The 19,893-nt window shown below is 46.7% G+C and carries 17 protein-coding genes, 17 tRNA genes and 1 pseudogene; 29 read left to right on the top strand and 6 right to left on the bottom strand.

Annotated elements, in window-relative coordinates; all coding sequences use genetic code 11:
• The first annotated feature begins 68 nt into the window (after positions 1-68).
• The 17 genes from FD47_RS05745 to FD47_RS05665 all read left to right on the top strand — a co-directional run bounded on the left by FD47_RS05745 (position 69) and on the right by FD47_RS05665 (position 1,569).
• A tRNA-Thr gene (locus FD47_RS05745) sits at positions 69-141 on the top strand.
• 4 nt (positions 142-145) lie between these two features.
• Positions 146-217 (top strand) — tRNA-Gly (locus FD47_RS05740).
• A gap of 6 nt (positions 218-223) precedes the next feature.
• Positions 224-309, top strand: a tRNA-Leu gene (locus FD47_RS05735).
• Positions 310-314: 5 nt separating this feature from the next.
• Positions 315-388, top strand: a tRNA-Arg gene (locus FD47_RS05730).
• Between the two features lie 10 nt (positions 389-398).
• A tRNA-Pro gene (locus FD47_RS05725) sits at positions 399-472 on the top strand.
• 29 nt (positions 473-501) lie between these two features.
• Positions 502-575: transfer RNA gene (locus FD47_RS05720), tRNA-Met, on the top strand.
• A 21-nt stretch (positions 576-596) separates the two neighbouring features.
• Positions 597-670, top strand: a tRNA-Ile gene (locus tag FD47_RS05715).
• A gap of 39 nt (positions 671-709) precedes the next feature.
• Positions 710-797: transfer RNA gene (locus FD47_RS05710), tRNA-Ser, on the top strand.
• 9 nt (positions 798-806) lie between these two features.
• Positions 807-880: transfer RNA gene (locus FD47_RS05705), tRNA-Met, on the top strand.
• 6 nt (positions 881-886) lie between these two features.
• A tRNA-Asp gene (locus FD47_RS05700) sits at positions 887-960 on the top strand.
• Positions 961-971: 11 nt separating this feature from the next.
• Positions 972-1,044, top strand: a tRNA-Phe gene (locus FD47_RS05695).
• Positions 1,045-1,059: 15 nt separating this feature from the next.
• Positions 1,060-1,130: transfer RNA gene (locus FD47_RS05690), tRNA-Gly, on the top strand.
• 15 nt (positions 1,131-1,145) lie between these two features.
• Positions 1,146-1,219 (top strand) — tRNA-Ile (locus tag FD47_RS05685).
• A 4-nt stretch (positions 1,220-1,223) separates the two neighbouring features.
• Positions 1,224-1,311, top strand: a tRNA-Ser gene (locus FD47_RS05680).
• 6 nt (positions 1,312-1,317) lie between these two features.
• Positions 1,318-1,389 (top strand) — tRNA-Glu (locus FD47_RS05675).
• A 27-nt stretch (positions 1,390-1,416) separates the two neighbouring features.
• Positions 1,417-1,490: transfer RNA gene (locus tag FD47_RS05670), tRNA-Met, on the top strand.
• Between the two features lie 5 nt (positions 1,491-1,495).
• A tRNA-Asp gene (locus tag FD47_RS05665) sits at positions 1,496-1,569 on the top strand.
• Positions 1,570-1,767: 198 nt separating this feature from the next.
• On the opposite strand, the gene FD47_RS05660 is transcribed toward FD47_RS05665, so the two are convergent.
• Positions 1,768-2,247 carry a monooxygenase gene (locus FD47_RS05660; RefSeq protein ID WP_138467401.1) on the bottom strand — a complete coding sequence of 160 codons (480 nt, stop codon included), beginning with the start codon at positions 2,245-2,247 and terminating at the stop codon, positions 1,768-1,770.
• Between the two features lie 132 nt (positions 2,248-2,379).
• On the opposite strand from FD47_RS05660, the gene FD47_RS05655 reads away from it, so the two are divergent.
• The 3 genes from FD47_RS05655 (at position 2,380) to FD47_RS05645 (ending at position 4,422) form a co-directional block, all read left to right on the top strand.
• Positions 2,380-3,120: an MBL fold metallo-hydrolase gene (locus FD47_RS05655; protein ID WP_056980184.1), complete on the top strand. Its 741-nt coding sequence runs from the start codon at positions 2,380-2,382 to the stop codon at positions 3,118-3,120.
• A 118-nt stretch (positions 3,121-3,238) separates the two neighbouring features.
• Positions 3,239-3,637, top strand: a complete 399-nt coding sequence (gene spx, locus FD47_RS05650; protein WP_008215157.1) for a transcriptional regulator Spx — start codon at positions 3,239-3,241, stop codon at positions 3,635-3,637.
• Between the two features lie 116 nt (positions 3,638-3,753).
• Entirely contained in the window at positions 3,754-4,422 is a 669-nt protein-coding gene (locus tag FD47_RS05645) for an adaptor protein MecA (protein ID WP_054733732.1), read from the top strand.
• A gap of 77 nt (positions 4,423-4,499) precedes the next feature.
• Here the strand turns inward: FD47_RS05645 and FD47_RS05640 are convergent, their stop codons facing one another.
• The 3 genes and pseudogenes from FD47_RS05640 to FD47_RS16165 all read right to left on the bottom strand — a co-directional run bounded on the left by FD47_RS05640 (position 4,500) and on the right by FD47_RS16165 (position 8,217).
• Positions 4,500-5,513, bottom strand: a complete 1,014-nt coding sequence (locus FD47_RS05640; protein ID WP_054733735.1) for a glycosyltransferase family 2 protein — start codon at positions 5,511-5,513, stop codon at positions 4,500-4,502.
• A gap of 12 nt (positions 5,514-5,525) precedes the next feature.
• Positions 5,526-7,844: pseudogene (locus FD47_RS05635) on the bottom strand (glycosyltransferase family 39 protein).
• Entirely contained in the window at positions 7,831-8,217 is a 387-nt protein-coding gene (locus tag FD47_RS16165; RefSeq protein ID WP_082402599.1) for a GtrA family protein, read from the bottom strand. Before FD47_RS16165 ends, FD47_RS05635 begins: the two are co-directional and overlap by 14 nt.
• 186 nt (positions 8,218-8,403) lie before the next feature.
• Between FD47_RS16165 and FD47_RS05625 the strand changes: the two genes are divergently transcribed.
• Together FD47_RS05625 and FD47_RS05620 are read left to right on the top strand one after the other, a co-directional pair.
• Positions 8,404-9,096: a response regulator transcription factor gene (locus FD47_RS05625; protein WP_008212116.1), complete on the top strand. Its 693-nt coding sequence runs from the start codon at positions 8,404-8,406 to the stop codon at positions 9,094-9,096.
• Positions 9,093-10,412: a sensor histidine kinase gene (locus FD47_RS05620; protein WP_054733738.1), complete on the top strand. Its 1,320-nt coding sequence runs from the start codon at positions 9,093-9,095 to the stop codon at positions 10,410-10,412. The genes FD47_RS05625 and FD47_RS05620 overlap by 4 nt, the downstream gene beginning before the upstream one ends.
• A gap of 63 nt (positions 10,413-10,475) precedes the next feature.
• Here FD47_RS05620 and FD47_RS05615 read toward each other — a convergent pair whose 3' ends face one another.
• Entirely contained in the window at positions 10,476-12,005 is a 1,530-nt protein-coding gene (locus tag FD47_RS05615) for a gamma-glutamylcysteine synthetase (protein WP_056980182.1), read from the bottom strand.
• A 171-nt stretch (positions 12,006-12,176) separates the two neighbouring features.
• On the opposite strand from FD47_RS05615, the gene FD47_RS05610 reads away from it, so the two are divergent.
• Together FD47_RS05610 and pepF are read left to right on the top strand one after the other, a co-directional pair.
• Positions 12,177-13,322, top strand: coding sequence for a competence protein CoiA (locus FD47_RS05610; protein WP_054733740.1), 1,146 nt, complete (start codon positions 12,177-12,179; stop codon positions 13,320-13,322).
• A gap of 40 nt (positions 13,323-13,362) precedes the next feature.
• Complete coding sequence (pepF, locus tag FD47_RS05605; protein WP_056980179.1) at positions 13,363-15,168, top strand: oligoendopeptidase F; 1,806 nt, start codon at positions 13,363-13,365, stop codon at positions 15,166-15,168.
• 70 nt (positions 15,169-15,238) lie between these two features.
• Here the strand turns inward: pepF and FD47_RS05600 are convergent, their stop codons facing one another.
• Positions 15,239-15,865, bottom strand: a complete 627-nt coding sequence (locus FD47_RS05600) for a DsbA family protein (RefSeq protein ID WP_054733743.1) — start codon at positions 15,863-15,865, stop codon at positions 15,239-15,241.
• A gap of 278 nt (positions 15,866-16,143) precedes the next feature.
• On the opposite strand from FD47_RS05600, the gene yjbM reads away from it, so the two are divergent.
• From yjbM to FD47_RS05575, 5 genes are read left to right on the top strand one after another with little or no spacing between them, the layout of a single operon-like run.
• Positions 16,144-16,797: a GTP diphosphokinase gene (gene yjbM / locus FD47_RS05595; protein WP_008210819.1), complete on the top strand. Its 654-nt coding sequence runs from the start codon at positions 16,144-16,146 to the stop codon at positions 16,795-16,797.
• Complete coding sequence (locus FD47_RS05590; protein WP_008210818.1) at positions 16,775-17,587, top strand: NAD kinase; 813 nt, start codon at positions 16,775-16,777, stop codon at positions 17,585-17,587. The genes yjbM and FD47_RS05590 overlap by 23 nt, the downstream gene beginning before the upstream one ends.
• Entirely contained in the window at positions 17,580-18,473 is an 894-nt protein-coding gene (locus FD47_RS05585) for an RluA family pseudouridine synthase (RefSeq protein ID WP_054733746.1), read from the top strand. Before FD47_RS05590 ends, FD47_RS05585 begins: the two co-directional genes overlap by 8 nt.
• Before the next feature lie 13 nt (positions 18,474-18,486).
• Positions 18,487-19,335, top strand: a complete 849-nt coding sequence (locus tag FD47_RS05580; protein ID WP_056980186.1) for a methyltransferase domain-containing protein — start codon at positions 18,487-18,489, stop codon at positions 19,333-19,335.
• A 17-nt stretch (positions 19,336-19,352) separates the two neighbouring features.
• Complete coding sequence (locus tag FD47_RS05575) at positions 19,353-19,865, top strand: tRNA (cytidine(34)-2'-O)-methyltransferase (RefSeq protein WP_040537507.1); 513 nt, start codon at positions 19,353-19,355, stop codon at positions 19,863-19,865.
• Positions 19,866-19,893: the final 28 nt, after the last annotated feature.

Below are 19,893 nucleotides of genomic sequence, written 5' to 3'. Positions count from 1 at the left end.
GGTCGGCAGTTCGAGACTGCCACGGCTCATTACAATTGAATATGATTGCGCATAACATTATATTGTATGCCGACTTAGCTCAGCTGGCAGAGCACCTGTCTTGTAAACAGGGGGTCGGAAGTTCGAATCTTCTAGTCGGCATTTTGCGGAAGTAGTTCAGTGGTAGAACATCACCTTGCCATGGTGGGGGTCGCGGGTTCGAATCCCGTCTTCCGCTTGTTATGCCGGGGTGGCGGAATTGGCAGACGCACAGGACTTAAAATCCTGCGGTCAGTGATGACCGTACCGGTTCGATCCCGGTCCTCGGCATATATGCACCCATAGCGCAACTGGATAGAGTGTCTGACTACGAATCAGAAGGTTGTAGGTTCGACTCCTACTGGGTGCATTAGTTTTAACGGGAAGTAGCTCAGCTTGGTAGAGCACCTGGTTTGGGACCAGGGGGTCGCAGGTTCGAATCCTGTCTTCCCGATTGGTAGATTTTATATCAATTTATTTCATCGCGGTGTAGCTCAGCTGGCTAGAGCGTCCGGTTCATACCCGGGAGGTCGAGGGTTCGATCCCCCCTGCCGCGATTATAGGTCTTGGACCTTTTTGGACCTTTAGCTCAGTTGGTTAGAGCAGACGGCTCATAACCGTCCGGTCGTAGGTTCGAGTCCTACAAGGTCCATTGGACTCAACATCTGTTTTACTTTATCATGTTACTTATGGAGGATTACCCAAGTGGCTGAAGGGGGCGGTCTTGAAAACCGCTAGGTGGGTCAAACCACGCGAGAGTTCGAATCTCTCATCCTCCTTTATATTATCGCGGGATGGAGCAGTCTGGTAGCTCGTCGGGCTCATAACCCGAAGGTCGTTGGTTCAAACCCAGCTCCCGCAATTTGTTGGTTCGTTGGTCTAGTTGGTTAGGACGCCTGCCTGTCACGCAGGAGATCACGGGTTCGAGTCTCGTACGGACCGCTTGCTTCTTTGGCTCGGTAGCTCAGTCGGTAGAGCAATGGATTGAAGCTCCATGTGTCGGCAGTTCGATTCTGTCCCGCGCCACTTTATTAGAATAATGCGGGTGTAGTTTAGTGGTAAAACCACAGCCTTCCAAGCTGTTGTCGCGAGTCCGATTCTCGTCACCCGCTTTTTCATGTTATAATGGGCCTATAGCTCAGCTGGTTAGAGCGCACGCCTGATAAGCGTGAGGTCGATGGTTCGAGTCCATTTAGGCCCATATTGGAGAAGTACTCAAGTGGCTGAAGAGGCGCCCCTGCTAAGGGTGTAGGTCGCGTAAGCGGCGCGAGAGTTCGAATCTCTCCTTCTCCGTTCAATGACCCGTTGGTCAAGTGGTTAAGACACCGCCCTTTCACGGCGGTAACATGGGTTCAAATCCCGTACGGGTCATTCACAAGCATTATAATATTATATTATCGCGGGATGGAGCAGTCTGGTAGCTCGTCGGGCTCATAACCCGAAGGTCGTTGGTTCAAACCCAGCTCCCGCAATTATTGGTTCGTTGGTCTAGTTGGTTAGGACGCCTGCCTGTCACGCAGGAGATCACGAGTTCGAGTCTCGTACGGACCGTCACATGAACGACTAAATTAAAGAATTAGAAGAGAAACGGTGATTTTTCAACCGTTTCTCTTTTGTTTTGAAAAATGCCGAAAAAGAACCCAGCTATCCGGAAGCAAATCAACCATCCGCGTAATAGACGGTTTAGCTGACCACAACATTTCTAGCTGGGTTCCATGGTTCATATTTAACGCGAAGTAAAATTATTTCCTAAACCTTTTTCTCAACCGGCGTATAGTACGCTTCATGTGAGAAGAAACTTGGCGAATTACGATACTCCTTTGGGATGAATTCATGAGAACCGTTTTTCCAAACTTCAAAGTCACGGTAGCTATCCCAAGTTGCCAAGATAATTCGTTGGCTAATATCCTTATGATAATTAAGCGAGTACAGTGAATGCATGCCTTCGGGTAAACCGTTACTGATCAATCGATTAATCCGGGCATCAAAGACTTTCTGTTGGTCAAAATTAAGATCCATTGCTGAAAAACTGATGAAACTGTCCCACTTATCAGTACCTCCGTGACCTAAAACATCATAAAGGACCGGTGCGTGAAAAATTGATTTTTCGCCAGAGTAGTCGAGCATCATTAGCTTTCCAGTCTGGTTTAGCGCTTTATAAACACCCAGTTCTCGATCGGGATACTTTTCCTTAATCTCTGAGAGAATTCGGTCATCACCAAAAGTCATCGATAGTTGTTTTTTCACGATCCCACCTCCTGTATTCAAATTAATTATACTTTTTTTCAGATGCTTAGCCAAACATTTACTTTTCAATGAGGGACACCTATACTGAAATCAAAACAACAAGGAGGAATGACATTGAAACTCACAGTCCTCGGATATCTTGGCGGGTATCCGGCAAATGGCATTGGGACCAGTAGTTATTTGCTTGAATCTAGCGGCTTTCATTTATTAATTGATTGTGGCAGTGGGGCGCTTCTTAGTTTGGAGGATGTCCTTGATCCCTTGAAGTTGAATGGTCTAATTCTGACACACTATCATCATGACCATACCGCCGACGTCGGCGTGCTTCAATATTATTGGCAGCTCCACTCAAAGCGTTACGATGAAGCCGTGTTACCAATTTATGGGCATCAACTCGATTCGCAGAATTTTAAGGGGCTTGACTGGCCCAACTCCACAAAAGGGATTGCTTACGATCCAAATGCATCATTGGATGTCGGCCCATTTTCAATCACGTTTTTGAAAATGCATCATCCGGTACCGGCGTTTGGGCTGCGAATTACAGAAAAAACAAGCGAAAAAGTGCTGGTCTTTACGGCCGATACGAATTATTTTCCTGAAATCGCGCCGTTTGCTCACGATGCCGATCTGTTAATGACTGATACGAACTTTTATGCTGGTAAAACCGGAACTAAATGGCATATGACATCGACGGAATCAGGTAGGGTGGCCAAAGATGCTGGGGTTAAAAAGTTGTTATTAACCCATCTACCGGCCGATGGTGATCAACACCAACTGTTGCTGGAAGCCCAGGAATCCGCTGGGGACGGGGTTTCAATTCAACTGGCCCGAAAATACTTAACAATTCAGGTATAAATTCTTTAATTGTGATGAAAGTTTAACCTTTTCTGGACTATTTTGTGAATCTTATGACTTTGATAACTTTTTGCTATATACTCAGTATAACGAAAAAAGTTATAGGAGATGAGTTATTATGACAGTCCAATTCTTAACAACCCCAAGTTGCACATCTTGCAGAAAAGCCAAGAAATGGTTGATCGATAATCACGTTGATTTTGAGGAACGAAACATTTTTGCCCACCCGCTTACCAAAGCGGAACTTAAGCAAATTTTGATGTTGTCTGAAGATGGGACGGAAAGTTTGGTTTCCACAAGATCATTTGCTTACAAGCAATTCCAAGACAAGATCAATTCAATGAAGATTGGTGAGCTATTGGAACTGCTTGAAGCTCATCCAGAAATGATTCGGCGCCCAATTATGGTTGACCAACGACGTCTCCAAATCGGGTTTAATGATGATGAGATTCGCCGCTTTCTGCCACGCGATATTCGAAAGAGTGACCTCGAGCGGATGATTCAAAGCGCGCAATGAGCAAAAAGAATGAATTGCTTGTCACCCACCATTTTTAGCCGTATTATTTACATGGACATTATTTGTGTTACAATGTTATAATAATTACCCTCAAAGATTGAAAGGGGTGGCTAACTATGGAAATGGAACGGATCAACGAGAATACAATTCGAGTTTTGATCGGTAATGATGATCTGGATAAGCGCGGTATCACGGTTTTAGACTTGCTGGGGAATCATAAACAGATTGAAAGTTTCTTCTACAGCATTCTCGAGGAAGTTGACAAGGATCATCAGTTTCAAAATAATGACGCCGTCACTTTTCAAGTTCTTCCAAATCAGAATGGTCTTGAACTATTTATTAGTAAAGATGTTAATATGTCTGACGATGATGAACCGCTGCTTGGTTCCGGTGATGACCATGAGAAGCATGACCAGGTTTCTAAATATATTAGTGAACACGGCACCAGTAACAAGCCGGAAAACGATAAAAAAACCAATGATGAATTTGGCCATCAAAAACGCACAGTCATTCTTGAATTTGATGATTTAAACGATTTTGCCGCGTTAGCTAAAGCTTTACGGTTAGAGAACGGCACGTCAGATCTCTACCTGTTCAACGACAAGTATTACCTGAAACTGGAATTGTTTAGTAACGATCCAGTTGATATGGTTGTGACTGATGAAGTTGCGATTGCTAACGAATACGGTAAGAAAACCACCGTTACAGAAGACGTTTTAAATGAATATGGCCAGCACATCATGGAGAATAGCGCGCTCGAGTTGAGTCGTTACTATTTTAAATGAGTTGCTGATTCGACTAAAGAAGCTGCTAATCACGATTGCAATCGTGGTTAGCAGCTTCTTTAATTTTGACTCATGATTTATTGGATGACTTGGTGGTTGGGTTGCCTGGCATAGTACCTGGCTTTAACAGCCTTCGTTTGGCGGACCCGGCGAATATCGCGCTCACCGGATTGAAACCCACTTGTCTTTTCGACGATGTACAGCGGCCGCTTTCGAGAGGCATCAAAGGTTCTGAAAAGATAGGCGCCCATGATGCCCAGCGACAGTAGAACTAACCCGAACATCAGGAATAACGCAAATACCGTAAATTCACCGGTCCCAAATCCAGTGAAAAGGGTGGTGATTAGATATCCTAGACTGAAAATGATTGAAAGCGAGCCAAACCAAGTTGCAAGCTGGAGCGGCAAAGTTGAAAATGAGGTGACCCCATCCATCGCAAGGCGAATCATTTTGGACAAGGGATACTTTGATGTCCCAGCGAAGCGTTCCTGACGCTCGTATTCAACGGCGGTTTGTTTGAACCCCACCCAACTGACCATCCCCCGAACGTATGGATCCGTTTCGTTCATCTTGCGAAGTTCACCAACGACGGCACGATCCATTAAGCGGAAATCACCGGTGTCCAAGGGAATATCGACGCTAGTAATCTTTTTGAGGGTGCGATAAAACAGTGAGGCGGTGAGCTTTTTGAAAATGGTCTCGCCGTCCCGGGAAACCCGTTTGCCGTAAACGACGTCGTAACCCTGCTGCCATTTAGCGATCATATCAACGATAACCGAAGGCGGATCTTGGAGGTCAGCGTCCATTACGACCACGGCATCACCACTGGTATAGCGAATGCCAGCCGAGATTGCCAATTGGTGACCGAAGTTTCTTGAGAATTTAACAATCCGGATGTTGTGAAAGTTCTGCTGAGCATTTGTGAGAATCTCGACGGTTTTATCATGGGAACCATCGTCAACAAAAATCAATTCAAACGTCTGCGGTTGATGGTCAATAAACGATTCAAGGGTTGCAACGGTTTTTTGAATGCCTTCCTCTTCGTTAAAGACCGGTAAGACGATTGAAATTAAGCTGGGGTTGTTTGCCATTTGAAGACCTCCTTATTTGTAAATTGTCGATAAATCATACAGGACAGACGATTGGCCACCCATGCCGCCACCCATTGATGGCTGAGCGGTTGGCTGTTTTTTGGTTGCCTTTGCTGAATTTGCCTTCGTGGAAGCCGCTTTTTTAGTAGTTGTTGGCCGGCTGCCTGGAGCCGTTCCCTTCTTTGCCGATGGTTTACCGGTTGGGACAGACCGTTTACCAGTTGGTCGCTGGCCCTTTGATCCCGTCGTTGGTGTCCCTGCCTTGGCCGATTTCTTGCCAGTACTTGCGGCGCCGGGCTGGCCGAACATGCCGGCTTGGGATTGAGTTGAATCTTGGTACAAACTGGTTTTAACCTTTGTGGCATGTTTCTTGATCCAATTGATAATCTTGGTGTTGCCGGACCTGCCAGAGTAGTAGAAGTACTTCAACTGGCCAGTTTTAACCAACTTTTTAAATTGACTCAGACTGATGGCCGGATCGGTTCCGTTAAAGCCGCCCATTGCCATCACTGCCTTACCGGTCTTGATGATGTATGGTGCCGCAGTGGTGGAGTCGCTGGTGGCGAAGAGATATTTGGCGTTGCCCTGATGCTTTTCCAGATAACTGAGCAGTTTCTTATTCACAGAGGAGTTGCCCATGCCCATTCCACCGCCGCCAGCGCCGTTGCTTTCAAGCAGGGAGGGACCGGCGGTTGGAATCATGGCGGATTCGGCTGCTAAAGTTGGCGTGAGTGACCACCATGCCGGAGCCGCTAAAATGCTGACGGTTGCCAAACCGAGTAGCGTCTGGCCGGCCGTGTTTCGCGGAAAGATCATGAGCAGAATCGTTGCGATAACCGCGACAATTAAAATCACCCAGGTCAACCAAGGATAATCGGAACTCACGTACCAGGCTTGAAGCCCTGCCGTTGTCAGGATTGCCAGCGGAAGCAGGTAGAAACGCCAATTTGTACGGGAATTGTCTCGAAGCATCCGGGAAAGGGCGACCATCCCGATCCCAAACAGGGCTGCAATTGGCGGTGCCAGCATAATTGTGTAGTAGGGATGAAAGAAGCTGGCAACCGAGAAGAATCCCGCTACTGGAACCAGCCAGCTGGCCCAGAGAACGAGGTGCTTTTGTTCGGTTGATAAATGCAGCCAACGCTTCCGCCGATCACGGTAATAAACCAAACCGCCAATCAGACCGATAATGGCGAATGGCAGCAGCCAACTGATTTGGGGCCCCAGAGCTGATTGGAACAGGCGCAATGGCCCGATTGTTCCGATGTTAAAGGCCCCGCCGCCACCGCCAGCGCCCATTTTTCCGGGACCGCCTTTTTAACCGGCTTGACCGCCTGGACCACCCGTTGGCATCTTTTGGCCGCCATTTTTACTGGTTTTGCCGGTTGGGGTCTTACCATTCTGCTTCATGGCAGTTGGCATTTTACCGCCACCCGGGCCACCGGTTGATTTCTTCTGGCTTTTAGCGTTCATCCCGCCGCCAAATGTGCCGCCGGTTCCGGTAGTCTGGCCTAACAGCCGTTCAGTCCCGTTATAGCCAAAGGCCAATTCGAGTTCTGAATTGGTTTCCGATCCGCCAACGTAGGGCCGTTGACTGGCGGGTGTCAAATCGACCGATACCGGATAGGCCAGGGTGAATACGGCCAATCCAACGGTCGCAAAAACCAGCTTTGTGATTTTTGACTTCCAAGACTCGTTGGCTGCCAGCCAGTAGAATAAATACATTGCTGGAAGAATCATGAACGCTTGAAGCATTTTGACGTTAAATGCAATTCCAATTAGTGAAAAACTGACGATTAGCAGCCAGACATTGTGTTTAGAGATTGATCGAACAAGCAACCAGACCGCGAGTAGTAAGAAGAATACCAACGTCGCGTCCATATTATTGGTTCTTGAATCGGCCACCACGATTGGGGTAATCGTCATGGCCAGCGCGCTCAGGCGGCCAGCGTTTTTGCCGAAAAATGGCGTTACCAGTTGATAGATTAAATAGACGGACCCAACCCCGAATAATACGGAGGGCAGGACGATGCTCCAGCCGTGAAGACCGAATATTTTTGCGCTGATTGCCATGAACCAAAGGGCGACCGGTGGTTTATCAACCGTGATGTAACCGGCGGGATCAAAGCTGCCGTACCAAAAGTTCTTAAAACTTTCCGTCATACTTTTGATGGCGGCTGTATAAAAGGCATTTGCCGAGCCGGCTTTCCAGATTTGCCACCCGTATAGAAACAGCGCGAGTAAGAGAATGATTGATAAAATCCAATCGACATGAAATTTCCTCTTGGATCGATTTTGAATGCCTCTCAAATAATGATTATTGGTTGCCAAAATGTTGTGCCTCCTTGGGGTCTGAGTGCTTGAAAACCCAGAATTTTGATAGTAAGAAATTGGTCGGCACCGTTACGGCTAAGCTGAATATCGGGATAAAGTGGGCGTTAATCCCGGTATAGGTGCTCAGCACGTCGGTGATGACGGTACTTAACAACCACGTTGACGCGTAGGTTGTGTAATATTTGACAACCACGGATTTAAAGTTGGCGTGAGCCTTGAATACCCAGTGGTTATTTAACGAGAGACTGAGTAGCGACGTTGCCCCATAGCCAATCGCCATTGCAATCGTGGGGCTGGTCGCATGCAGCAGAATCAGATAAATGACATAGGTTAACCCGGTATTGCCGGCGCCAATCAGCCCAAACTTCAATAATTGCTTGATTTCCGTAATTGGTCATTCCTCCTTTTATTTATGATGTCAATGAGTTTAACCGAACCAGCATAAACTAAGCTTAAAAATGACAATTGTGTAAAATTCCGGGGCAATGGTTGACGAACATCGGAAAAACATTTAATTTATGAGAAGGTGAAGTTGTTTAACAAAAGGAGAAAATGAATGAAAGAACTGCATATTTTAATCATTGAAGATGATGAGTCTCTAGCTAAAAGCCTCCAACTATTTCTGGGAGAGATTGCCCAAACGACGGTCTCTCACGATGGCTTTGAAGGTCAAATGCTGGGAGAAGAAGGAATTTACGATCTGGTAGTTCTTGATTTAATGTTGCCTCAAGTTAATGGCTATGACATTTTGAAGCATTGGCGAAACGAGTCGCATTTGTCAATGCCGGTTTTAATTTTGACAGCTAAGGATACGCTGGATGATAAGGTTCACGGCTTTGAGCTTGGCGCCGACGATTACTTAACCAAGCCGTTTCATCGCGAAGAACTGCTCATGCGTGTTAAAGCGCTGCTGAAGCGCAGCGGGCACATGGGCAATGATAACCAAATGGTGGTTGGCCCATTTACCGTTGATCTTAGTAATCGCACCGTGATCGTTTCTGAAAAGCCGCTGGAGCTTAATGGTAAAGAGTTTGATTTGCTAGTTTACTTTCTGCAAAATCCGGATACGATTATTACTAAGGAACAGATTTTTGACCGCCTGTGGGGATTTGAATCCGAAACCGCCATTTCGGTGGTTGAGGTTTATATGAGTAACTTGAGAAAGAAGATTAAAACAGCGACCGATCTTAAACCAATTCGGACGCTGCGAAACGTTGGGTACATGTTCGAAACGGAGGAACTTGCGTGATAAAGGGGGATCCGCAGCGAAAGCAGCAACTTTCGCTGTTTGCCAAGGAATTAATTGGGTTTGCGCTGTTGTTTGCGGTTTTGGGGCTGGTCGTTAACTTTTTGTTCCAGCGATCGATCTATCAAAATATTGATCGGGGATTGGAGTGGCAAAAAAACGGCGTGCTGACCAACCGGAAGCCGGCAACTTTTCGGTCTGGGCGGCCAGCAGTCAATGGCCAGGTTCCTAATCAGATTCCCGGGCAGAATACGCCCTTTCGAACCAACATTTTAGTGTTCAACAGTAAGGGCCGAATTGTGAATAACACGATGTTGGGGAATCGCTTATATGACGTGTTTGCGGGTACGCGACTGGACGTGTCGCAGGTTAATAAGGTTGGCGAGATGACCCTGACATCTTCCGACGCGTCCGTCCACTATTTTCGGACGTTGCTAATTAAGGTCCCTAAATCAAATTCCAATCCGATGTATGCCGGCCGGTACGTTTTGATCTTGGAAAATATTGACTCGGATCTGTTGGCGATCCACGGGTTTCGAAAGTCACTGTTAACGACGTTACTGGTATTCTGGATTTTAGCGATTGGGATTGCTTATTTTCTCTCCCGATCCAGCATGCGGCCAATTTTGGCGTCATGGAATCGGCAGAAGCAATTTAGCGCCAACGCCGCCCATGAATTGCGGACGCCGTTGACGGTGATTCAAAATCAGATGGAATACATGTTGACGAAACCTAAATCACAGGTGATTGATCAGGTGGAACCCATCTCCACGTCTCTGGATGAAGTGCGGCATTTACAAACTTTGACGAACCGTTTGTTGACCCTGGCCCGTTCAGACGCGGATATCATTCAGATTAACCGTCAAAGCGTCAATCTGCAAAAATGGCTGGAACAACTGATCAAACCGTATCGTGATATTGCTGCCAGTCAGTCAAAATCGTTGGATGATCAGATTAAGGTGAGCGGGGAGGGCAAACTCGACCCGGATTTGATTCGCCAGCTCATTATCATTTTGCTGGACAACGCCATCAAATACACGCCCACTGGCGGTACGGTGACGTTTGCGGCCGAGGTTGTTCATGAAAGCCGACTTAAACTGGAGGTTCGCGACACTGGGCAGGGAATTGCCGACGTTGACAAAAAGCATGTTTTTGAACGGTTTTACCGCTCAGACAAGTCCAGAAACGCGAAAACTGGGGGTAACGGTCTCGGTTTAGCGATTGCCCAGTGGGTCGTTAAGGAACACCATGGTACGATTACCGTTAAGGATAACCATCCAAAGGGGACCACGTTTACGGTGGTCTTGCCCATTAAATAAGCATTAAAAAACGAGTTTCACTATTCATTGGTTGATGAATGATGAAACTCGTTTTTTCAATTATTACCATGCTTTAGCTGCGGCGTCCTTAATCTCTGGAAATAGGTCATACAAGTAGGCCAGCGGGTCGTTACCCACCTTATTGGCATAAACCACCTGAGTGACGTTGTCGTACGTGAACATTAGCAGTTCGGCGCCATTTTCGTCCCGGATTTCAAAATACCGAATTCCCAGCTGAATGGCGTGAAAGATTAATTGTTGGGCATTTTCAGGGAGATTGGCCATCGTGGGTAACAGCTGGTCGGAATTCAGACGGGCTTTCTTCCATTTTCGAGCGGTCGTCATGCCAAAATCAGCCAGGCTGCCATTTTTGATCTTTGGCAACAGCATTGCCGAGGCGGTTAGCTCAGGATGGGTAATTACCTCACTAAAGTCGTCCAGTGCTTGAAGCTGTTCGGAGTGAGCGTGCAGCTGCTTAGCCATGGCGATCAGCTCGTCAAAGATTTGGATTCCTCCATCCTGTTTGAACGTCGGCTGATCCGGCGCCTCAAGAGCAACCTGGTTATTATCATCGAAGGCCTGCTTGAGGGACTCATGAATGTGGGTTTCATCCACCGGCTTGACCAGCAGATACATTAAGAAGAATTTGATGAAGTACAGGGCGTGACGACTAATTCCGTTGGGGGTAAACGGGGTGTTATCCATCACCCGGAATTCAAGATAGGAAACGCCCCGGCGACGATAAGCTTCCAAGTCCTGCTGGCCCCGCAAGCGCACCGGCCCGTAAAACTCCGCTGGTGAGTAAAGCCGGTGGGTACTAACAGCCTCGGAAATCCGACTGATGTAGTTCCCCAAACTTGAATAAAGGGTGACGTTTACCTGATCATTGGGTTGATTAACGTAGCCGTAAATGCTGTTGCGGATACTGCGGACCGGAGCAGCCAGTGCTTCAGGGACATCACCATTTTCGAAGAAACCATCCTCTGCGATTGGGCTGGCGCCAAAGAGGTAGGTGAACAGCCAGCGGTACAGAATCACGTTCTGGGTAATTTGGAAATACAGGGCGTTTTTAAAGGCAACCAATGAATCAAATTGTTGTTCATAATGGGTATATAGACGGTTGATCACGGGTTCTGGAATACTGAAATTAACGTGCAGGCCGGTGACAATTTTTAACGGCACGCCATACTTATTCGTCAGATAATCCCGGTATTTTTGAAAGGGCGGCCGTTCAAAGTGTTCGGCAATGAAATTACGGTCATCTGCCGATATTGCGGGCGGCATGCTAAGGGGCCAAATATAGTCATCGGCCTTCATAGAGCGGTAAAGAACGGTCTGGATGGTGTCAAGCTGATCCAAAACCCCACCAATATTGGGATTTGGATCAGTAATGAGTTCGTTCATTGTCTCTGAAAAATCTGATTGAAGGTAGGGATGATACTTGCGTGATCCCAGGTTAGCTGGATAGGGATGACGACTGAGTTTGCCATCAGCGTCAACCCGATGTTCTTCGATCTCAATACCAATTAAGCTGTGATAGAGCTGTTCTGCAACGTCTTCTTGTTTGATGTATGCTAATAGGTTTTCAAGCATTGGTAGTCTCCTGGATGGATAGATTTACAAATAATTATAACCAAATTTGGACTGATTAATAGCATCTAACTCCTATTTTGGTGAATCTTTGCCGAAAGTAAACAATTTTGCAGTTAATTAATGAAAATTTGCGTATATCTTTTTAAATGGCGATTGGTAAAGGAGATTCCCATGTTAGTTGCGCAGCTTAATGGCCGGTTAATTGAAGCTCAGAAAGTTTCCAAGGATACCAGCAAAAAGTCCCGGGCAAATTTTATCTGTCCTCAGTGTCGGCAGTCCGTTATTCTTAAACGCGGTCAGTACCGAATTGCCCACTTTAGTCATCGGGGCCTATCAGATTGCCCCTATAGTGAAAGCGAGAGTGCCGCCCACCAAGCCGGGAAACTGCGCTTTCAAGCCGACATTTCTGAGATCGGCCATATGGCGGTCATCGAGCGGGATTTTGATGCCATTAAACAGCGGGCAGATGTATATGTTCCGGACTGGCAGCTGGTGTTCGAGTACCAGTGCAGCCCAATTTCATTTACTGAAATTAAGCGGCGCACGGCTGGCTACCAACAGGTAGCGGCCGATGTCATCTGGATTGTGGGTGATCGGCATGCCACCGGTCGTTATCGTCGGGAACAGATTGCCAAATTTGCCCGGTTTAACGATCGACTGGGCTTTTACTTTGTCAGTTATTCGTCCAAAACGCGGTTATTCGGTCTTCACTACTTCATTCAGGAAGTCGCTGGTAAGATGGTTGCTGAGGTTCAAAAATTTTCAAATTTGCGGGCGCTAATGGCCTTTATGAGAACCAGCCAAACTCACTATTCCCAGCAAATTGGCGGCCATTTTCAAGCCCGCCAGCGGATTCTTCACCAGCTGCGGACCATCCAGGAAAGTAACCTGCGGCGGGCAAAGACGTACCTTTCAAGCGTGAACGCCTGCTACGCGGCTGGCCGGCAGTTTGTTGGGTGCCCGATGATTTGTCATGGCCAAGCCGGCGGTGGCTTGCCCATCGTAAAGCAGGGGGTCCTTGGATGGAAGGTGTGGTTGGTGCTGCAGCTTTTTGAGCGTGGCCAGCAAGATTTTAGCACTTCGGAATTGGAAGCGATATTTGAGGCCGGCTGTGAGCAATTCTTAATCGAATTCGCGCAGGTTAGGGTTGGGCGGCAGCTGATGGCTGACCGGTTTCGCCAGTTCATTCGTGATTGCCGATCGGCTGGGTATTTGCGCTATACCATCGGCGGGATTGCGATTATTAACCGGCCGGAATGGTTCGATGATTATGATCAGAAACGGCGGTTTATTCTCACAAACCGCCAACTCTTGTGATACGCTAATAGTAATTAATTATGTAAGGGATGGTTACCAGATGGCAAAAGCACAAGAGTTACCGTTGCGAAAGGATGTCCCAACCGAATTGACTTGGGATTTGACAACCGTATATGCAACTGATGATGATTTTGAGGCCGATTTTAAGCGCGTTTCTGAAGATCTCTCATCACTGAAGCAACTGGCGGGGACGTTAGCCACGAGTGGCGATGCCCTCAGAAACGCCACTGAGAAGATGCTGACGGCGGCCAGACGGCTTGAGAAGGTCTACGTGTACGCTCAGCTCAAAAACGATCAGGATACCAGTGAGGACCGTTATCAGGCAATGTTTTCCAGAGTTGAGTCGCTTGCTGCGCAATTTGGGGCGGCAACAGCATGGTTTGACCCAGAATTGCTCACAATTAGTGATGATCAGATGACGGCGTTTTACCAGGATCAACCGAAATTAAAAGCATACAAACGACTGTTTGACCAGACATTTGAAAAGCGGGCTCACATCCTGAGTAACGACGTTGAATCCGTTCTTGCCGGCGCCGACGATATTTTTTCGTCTGGTGAAAAGACCTTTGGCATTCTGGACAACACCGACCTATCGTTTCCGACGGTTACCGATGATTCTGGTAACCAGGTTCAATTGTCCCAAGGGGGTTACGGGATTTTGCTGGAGTCGGCCAACCGGACCGTTCGCAAAGAAGCGTTTGAAAAGCTCTATAGTGTTTACAAACAATTCCAGCACACGTTAGCGGCAACTTTGACCACCAACGTGAAGAATCATAATTTCAAGGCCAAGTTGCGCCACTATGACAATGCGTTGGAATCGGCCCTTTCGGCAACCGAAATTCCGGTTCAGGTCTACGACAATTTGATCGCCGAGGTAAATGACCACTTGGATCTGCTGCATCGCTACGTGGCGCTGCGCAAGAAGATCTTAGGCGTCGACGAACTTCATATGTATGATATGTATACCTCTCTAGTCGGCAAGCGGTCGCCAAAGTACCGGTTTGACCAATCCAAGCAGATCGCCCTTGAGGCTCTCGCTGTGATGGGATCGGACTACATTAGCCACGTCAAAGATGAGTTTGATCATCGCTGGATTGATGTCGTCGAGAACCGTTACAAGCGTAGCGGCGGGTATTCGTCTGGAACGTACGATACGAACCCGTTTATTTTATTAAACTGGAAGGACAATCTGGATAACCTGTACACATTAGTCCACGAAACCGGTCACAGTATGCACAGCTACTATGCGACCCATAATCAGCCTTACCAGTACGGGGATTATTCAATCTTCGTTGCCGAAATTGCGTCGACAACCAATGAAAATATCTTGACGGATTATCTCTTGGAGAAGTTCAAGGACAATTCTGAAATGAAACGGCACATCTTGAATTACTACCTTGACGGCTTCAAGGGTACCGTCTTCCGCCAAACCCAGTTTGCGGAATTTGAACAGTACATCCATGACCAGGAGGCCAAGGGCCAGCCATTGACCGCCAACTTCATGGACGATTATTACCGTCAACTGAATCAAAAGTATTACGGTGATCGCGTGATCTCAGATCCCCAAATTGGCTTGGAGTGGTCGCGAATTCCGCATTTCTATTACAACTTCTACGTTTACCAATACGCAACCGGGTTTGCGGCGGCCTCCACTTTAGCCGACAATATTGTCAATGGCGGTCAGAAGAGTGTTGAAAAATATTTGAATTACCTGAAGGCGGGAAGTTCAGAGACGCCGATTAATGTGATGAAAAAGGCTGGCGTTGATATGACCAAGCCGGCTTATCTTGAACATGCATTTCAAATTTTTGAAGCGCGCCTTGACGAATTTGAAAAGCTATTTTAATTGGGATCGATCAAAAAATGCGTGACGACTTTATCATTGAAGTCATCACGCATTTTTGAATTTTATGAGTTTAAAAGAAATTCGATTGGGGATATAGAATCGTTGCCCCCTGGCGATTCTGGTGTTGCCTCACCAATTCTTCAAAGTGCGTCACGGACTTGAGGCTCCGGGCGCAGAAGCTAAATAGTGAATTATAATCAAAATCTTTAATTAAAACGCCATTGTTATCGACTGCTGAATTGAATAGGACCGCGGTTGCCGGATCACTGACTGACATTTCGTGGACCATTCGCTGATCACACCGGAACATGTTTTCTGCGAGTTCCGAGCGACGATCTTCCTTGAACATTTCACAATCCAAACCATTATTTTCTGCCAACTTATAAACCAACTGATCATTATACGTCTGGTGGTTTACGAGCATTTCATGCTGGAGATCCATCAGAAAACGGCGGCCAAGTTTCTTGCCCTGAAACGAAGCGGCTTTTGAATCTAACACAATGTTGTAAGGCAGGGTGTGGTCAAAGTTGCCGTTGGCGCGGGCAGCCATTTGATTTAAGATTTTAATGTTTAACATCGAGATAAACCGAACTGAGACTTTGTTGCTCAGCTTTTTAGAAATGTTATCAATCGTTTTTTCAGCGTCGTAACAATGTCGATTCAACGGATCTATGAATAAATAAATTTCGAGAACCATATTGCCCCTCCAATTTGTAATCGACAAGTAAAAGTGATATACCAATTATTTACTTATCTAAGAATACCAAATTTTGAGCTAAAAACAATATATTTGCTCAAAAATGTTCGTTTTGATTTTGGGGGAACGCTTGTTAGTATGTTAAAATAAAGTCTGATTGTAAAATTTGCCAATGATGGCAATTTATCAGAGTAAGCGTGTGGTTTTCCCCATGTCGTGAGTGACACGGCAATGAAATTTTAGGTTACCACATTCGTAAACAGATTGGAAGTGATAGCTTGATTGAAGATTGGGACAACTTTTTAATTCCCTACAAACAAGCTGTTGATGAATTAAAGGTAAAATTACGGGGAATTCGAGCTCAGTTTTTAAAAATTGATGGTCGAAGCCCCATTGAATTTGTGACCGGGCGAGTAAAGCCGGTTGATAGTATTAAGGAAAAGATGGTTCGCCGTCATATTTCCGAGGACCGCTTGGAAGAGGACATGGAAGATATTGCCGGACTGCGGATTATGTGTCAGTTTGTCGAAGATATCTATCAGGTTGTGGACTTGTTAAGAAAGCGGACTGATATTAACATCCTCGAAGAGCGTGACTATGTTCACAATAAGAAGCCCAGTGGTTATCGTTCCTACCACATTATCTTTGAGTATCCCGTTCAGATGCTGGACGGGGAGAAGGTAATTTTGGCAGAAATTCAGGTTCGCACATTGGCCATGAATTTCTGGGCAACGGTTGAACATTCATTGAATTATAAATATCAGGGCGAGTTCCCTGATGATTTAAAGGGGCGGCTCGAAAGTTCCGCTGAAGCAGCTTTTAAGTTAGATGAAGAGATGTCAGAAATCCGCGATGAATTGCAGGAAACTAACGAAGCAGCCCCAGACAATAAGTTAAGGAAGTCCTCTGATGAGAATAGCAATTTACAGTAATTTAGGGGAGACGTCCAACATTGTGGCGACCTCACTACGAAAACAAATTGAAAAGTCTCAGGATCTTAACATTGATGGGTTAAACCCCGAGATTGTGATTTCAGTTGGGGGTGATGGCACATTACTGTCGGCGTTTCATCACTATCAAGACATCAGTGATAAGGTGCGGTTTATCGGAATCCATACCGGTCACTTAGGCTTCTACACGGATTGGCGCGACTATGAAGTCAATGATTTGGTGGCCAGTCTTCGAAACGACAACGGTCAAAGCGTCACCTATCCGTTGCTGGATATTAAGGTGAACTACGTTGGCGGCGATTCCCCGGACATTGGGTTGGCGCTTAATGAATCCACGCTCAAGCAGATTAGTGGGTCAATGGTCGCTGATGTCTATATCAAGGACTTTCTCTTTGAAGGCTTTCGGGGCGACGGCCTCTGTGTATCGACTCCCAGTGGGTCAACTGCTTATAACAAGTCGGTCGGTGGGGCCATTATCAATCCGCGCTTGAATGCCATTCAGATTGCCGAAATTTCGTCGATCAACAACCGGGTCTTTCGGACGTTGGGCTCGCCGCTCATTGTGGCCCCTGACGAGTGGATTAAGATTGTTCCCAAATCAACCAACCGGACCATCTTGACCTGTGATCATCAGGTGATCACAACCCGAAAAATGGCGTCGGTTGAGTACCGCATTTCTCAGAAGCGAATTTCGTTTGCCCAATACCGTCACAAGCAGTTCTGGCGGCGAGTCAGCAACTCGTTCATCGGTGAGGCTGACCTGGATGACTGAGTTTACATGGCAGTATCACGGAACCGTCCCCATTAAGGTCCGAACTTTTATTATGGGATACGGGATTTCAAGGACCCTCCTTAAAAAAATTAAGTATCACGGCGGCCAAACCCTGGTAAATGGTGAACCGTCCCGGGTTAACCGCGTGCTGGTTTCTCAGGACATCGTGAAGGTGGTGTTACCGCCGGAACCTGAAAATGATCATCTACCAGCGTCTGATTTGCCGATTCAAATTGTGTTTGAAGATGAGCATTTTTTGATTGTCAATAAGCCGGCCGGCGTGGCGTCGGTTCCCGCGCACAATAAGGCCAACGATTCCTTGGTTAATCGGGTTAAGGGCTACTACGAACGCATGGGGTATGCTAATCGCAAGATTCACATTGCAACCCGGTTGGATAAGGACACCAGTGGGTTAGTGATTTTTGGTAAGCACCATTTTGCCCACTCCGTTTTGGACAAGCAGCTAAAAGATCGGCAAATTCAGAAAACGTACCTTGCCATTGTGGCCGGTACGTTTTCGTCCGCTCATTTTGAAATTTACCTGCCGATTGGTCGGGTTCCGGGATCGTTAGTGAAACGCCAAGTGATTTGGCCAGGAAAAATGTCAGTGACCGAAGCTTGGCCGGTTAAACGCTTGGTGGGCCACACCCTGATTCGACTGCGAATTCATACCGGCCGAACCCACCAAATTCGCGTCCATATGAGTGCGATCGGCCATCCGCTCGTTGGTGATTGGCTGTATAATCCAAGTGATCAGTCATTTCCAAGACAGGCGCTGCACTGTGCAGAAGTTCGGTTCTTCAACCCATTTAGTGGGCGGTATATTGATTGCCACGCGCCGCTACCTGATGATATGAAGAATTACCTGGCACGCTATGAAAGATGAGGTTGACAAAATCGTGAAAAAGATTGATCTCGCCAAAGCATTCGTGACCACCCACATTGGTTTGTTTCGGTGCCCGGTCTGTGGCCAGCCATTTTCCGAGGTGGTCGGATATAGTCTCCGGTGTCCCAATCGGCATGGATTTGACTTGTCCAAGAAGGGGACCCTCTATTTTTTGACCAAGAACGCCAACAATGAATATGATCGGCAGATGCTGGCATCCCGGCAGCGAATGCTCGGGGCCGGGTTGTTTGACCCGATTGTCAAAGCAATTGCTGCTGAGATGAGCAGTTCACCCGAAACCATTATGGACGTTGGCTGCGGTGAGGCGACCCCGTTGACGAAGTTACTCAAGATGCGGGCTAAAAAGGATGTTGCGGTTGGGTTTGACATTTCAAAGGACGGGATTAATTTGGCAACCCAGCAGGATGTTGAGGCATTTTTCTGCGTGGCCGATTTGGCCCACCTGCCGTTTAACGATCACCAATTTTCAACAATCATTGATTTATTTTCACCATCAGCGTATCAGGAGTTCAACCGGGTGGTGGCACCCGGGGGTAAATTGATAAAAATTATCCCGAATAGTGGTTATTTGCATGAATTACGCCAATTGTTATATGGTGGCACTGGTGAAAATAGTCAGTATTCAAATGAAAAGGTGTTTGATCTTTTTAAAACCCACTATCCCGATGCGCGCATTGAAACCTTAACCTATCAGTTTCATATTCCGGAAGGGATGCAGCGAGACATGATGATCATGACCCCGCTTCACTGGGGCCGCGATCAGCGAGAAGACGTTGACCAGCAACTAAGCGAACTGACTGACATTACGGTTGACGTTTCCATTTTAACGAATCATTTTTAATTTGATGGAGGACTATGATGACGAATCACATCGTGTTATTTGAACCATTAATGCCGGCAAATACCGGTAACATTGCAAGAACCTGTGCCGGAACCGATACGGTTCTTGACCTGATTAAGCCATTGGGGTTTGATTTGGATAACAAGCATTTGAAGCGGGCCGGCCTCGATTATTGGAATAAAGTTGAAATTCACTATCATGATAATCTGCCGGCGTTTTTAAAGACCGTTCCGAATCCGAAGAACCTTTTTTTGGTCTCAAAATTTGCCAATCAGGACTATACTGATCCGGACTACTCTAAGCCGGATGAGGACTATTATTTATTGTTTGGTAAGGAGACGACCGGCTTGCCCGAGCCATTTATGCGTCAAAATCCTGAGAAGGCCATTCGAATTCCTCAGGATGATGACCACATTCGGGCTTTGAACTTATCAAACAGTTGCGCGATTGTGATATATGAAGTTTTGCGCCAGCAAAGTTTCAATCATTTGGAACGCACGCATCAGTATCCGCATGATAAGTTAAAGTGATGGCGACTGATTAACGAACAAGGAGTAT

Source organism: Lentilactobacillus parafarraginis DSM 18390 = JCM 14109 (genome assembly GCF_001435895.1).
In the GTDB taxonomy this organism is placed as follows: Bacteria; Bacillota; Bacilli; order Lactobacillales; family Lactobacillaceae; genus Lentilactobacillus; species Lentilactobacillus parafarraginis.
This window is presented reverse-complemented; position numbering and strand designations above follow the sequence as displayed.

Coding starts and splice junctions, on each gene's coding strand:
- FD47_RS05660 (WP_138467401.1), bottom strand. CDS start 2,247: ATGACTTTTGGTGATGACCGAATTCTCTCAGAGATTAAGGAAAAGTAT.
- spx (WP_008215157.1), top strand. CDS start 3,239: ATGACAGTCCAATTCTTAACAACCCCAAGTTGCACATCTTGCAGAAAA.
- FD47_RS05645 (WP_054733732.1), top strand. CDS start 3,754: ATGGAAATGGAACGGATCAACGAGAATACAATTCGAGTTTTGATCGGT.
- FD47_RS05640 (WP_054733735.1), bottom strand. CDS start 5,513: ATGGCAAACAACCCCAGCTTAATTTCAATCGTCTTACCGGTCTTTAAC.
- FD47_RS05625 (WP_008212116.1), top strand. CDS start 8,404: ATGAAAGAACTGCATATTTTAATCATTGAAGATGATGAGTCTCTAGCT.
- FD47_RS05615 (WP_056980182.1), bottom strand. CDS start 12,005: ATGCTTGAAAACCTATTAGCATACATCAAACAAGAAGACGTTGCAGAA.
- FD47_RS05610 (WP_054733740.1), top strand. CDS start 12,177: ATGTTAGTTGCGCAGCTTAATGGCCGGTTAATTGAAGCTCAGAAAGTT.
- pepF (WP_056980179.1), top strand. CDS start 13,363: ATGGCAAAAGCACAAGAGTTACCGTTGCGAAAGGATGTCCCAACCGAA.
- FD47_RS05600 (WP_054733743.1), bottom strand. CDS start 15,865: ATGGTTCTCGAAATTTATTTATTCATAGATCCGTTGAATCGACATTGT.
- FD47_RS05590 (WP_008210818.1), top strand. CDS start 16,775: ATGAGAATAGCAATTTACAGTAATTTAGGGGAGACGTCCAACATTGTG.
- FD47_RS05585 (WP_054733746.1), top strand. CDS start 17,580: ATGACTGAGTTTACATGGCAGTATCACGGAACCGTCCCCATTAAGGTC.
- FD47_RS05575 (WP_040537507.1), top strand. CDS start 19,353: ATGACGAATCACATCGTGTTATTTGAACCATTAATGCCGGCAAATACC.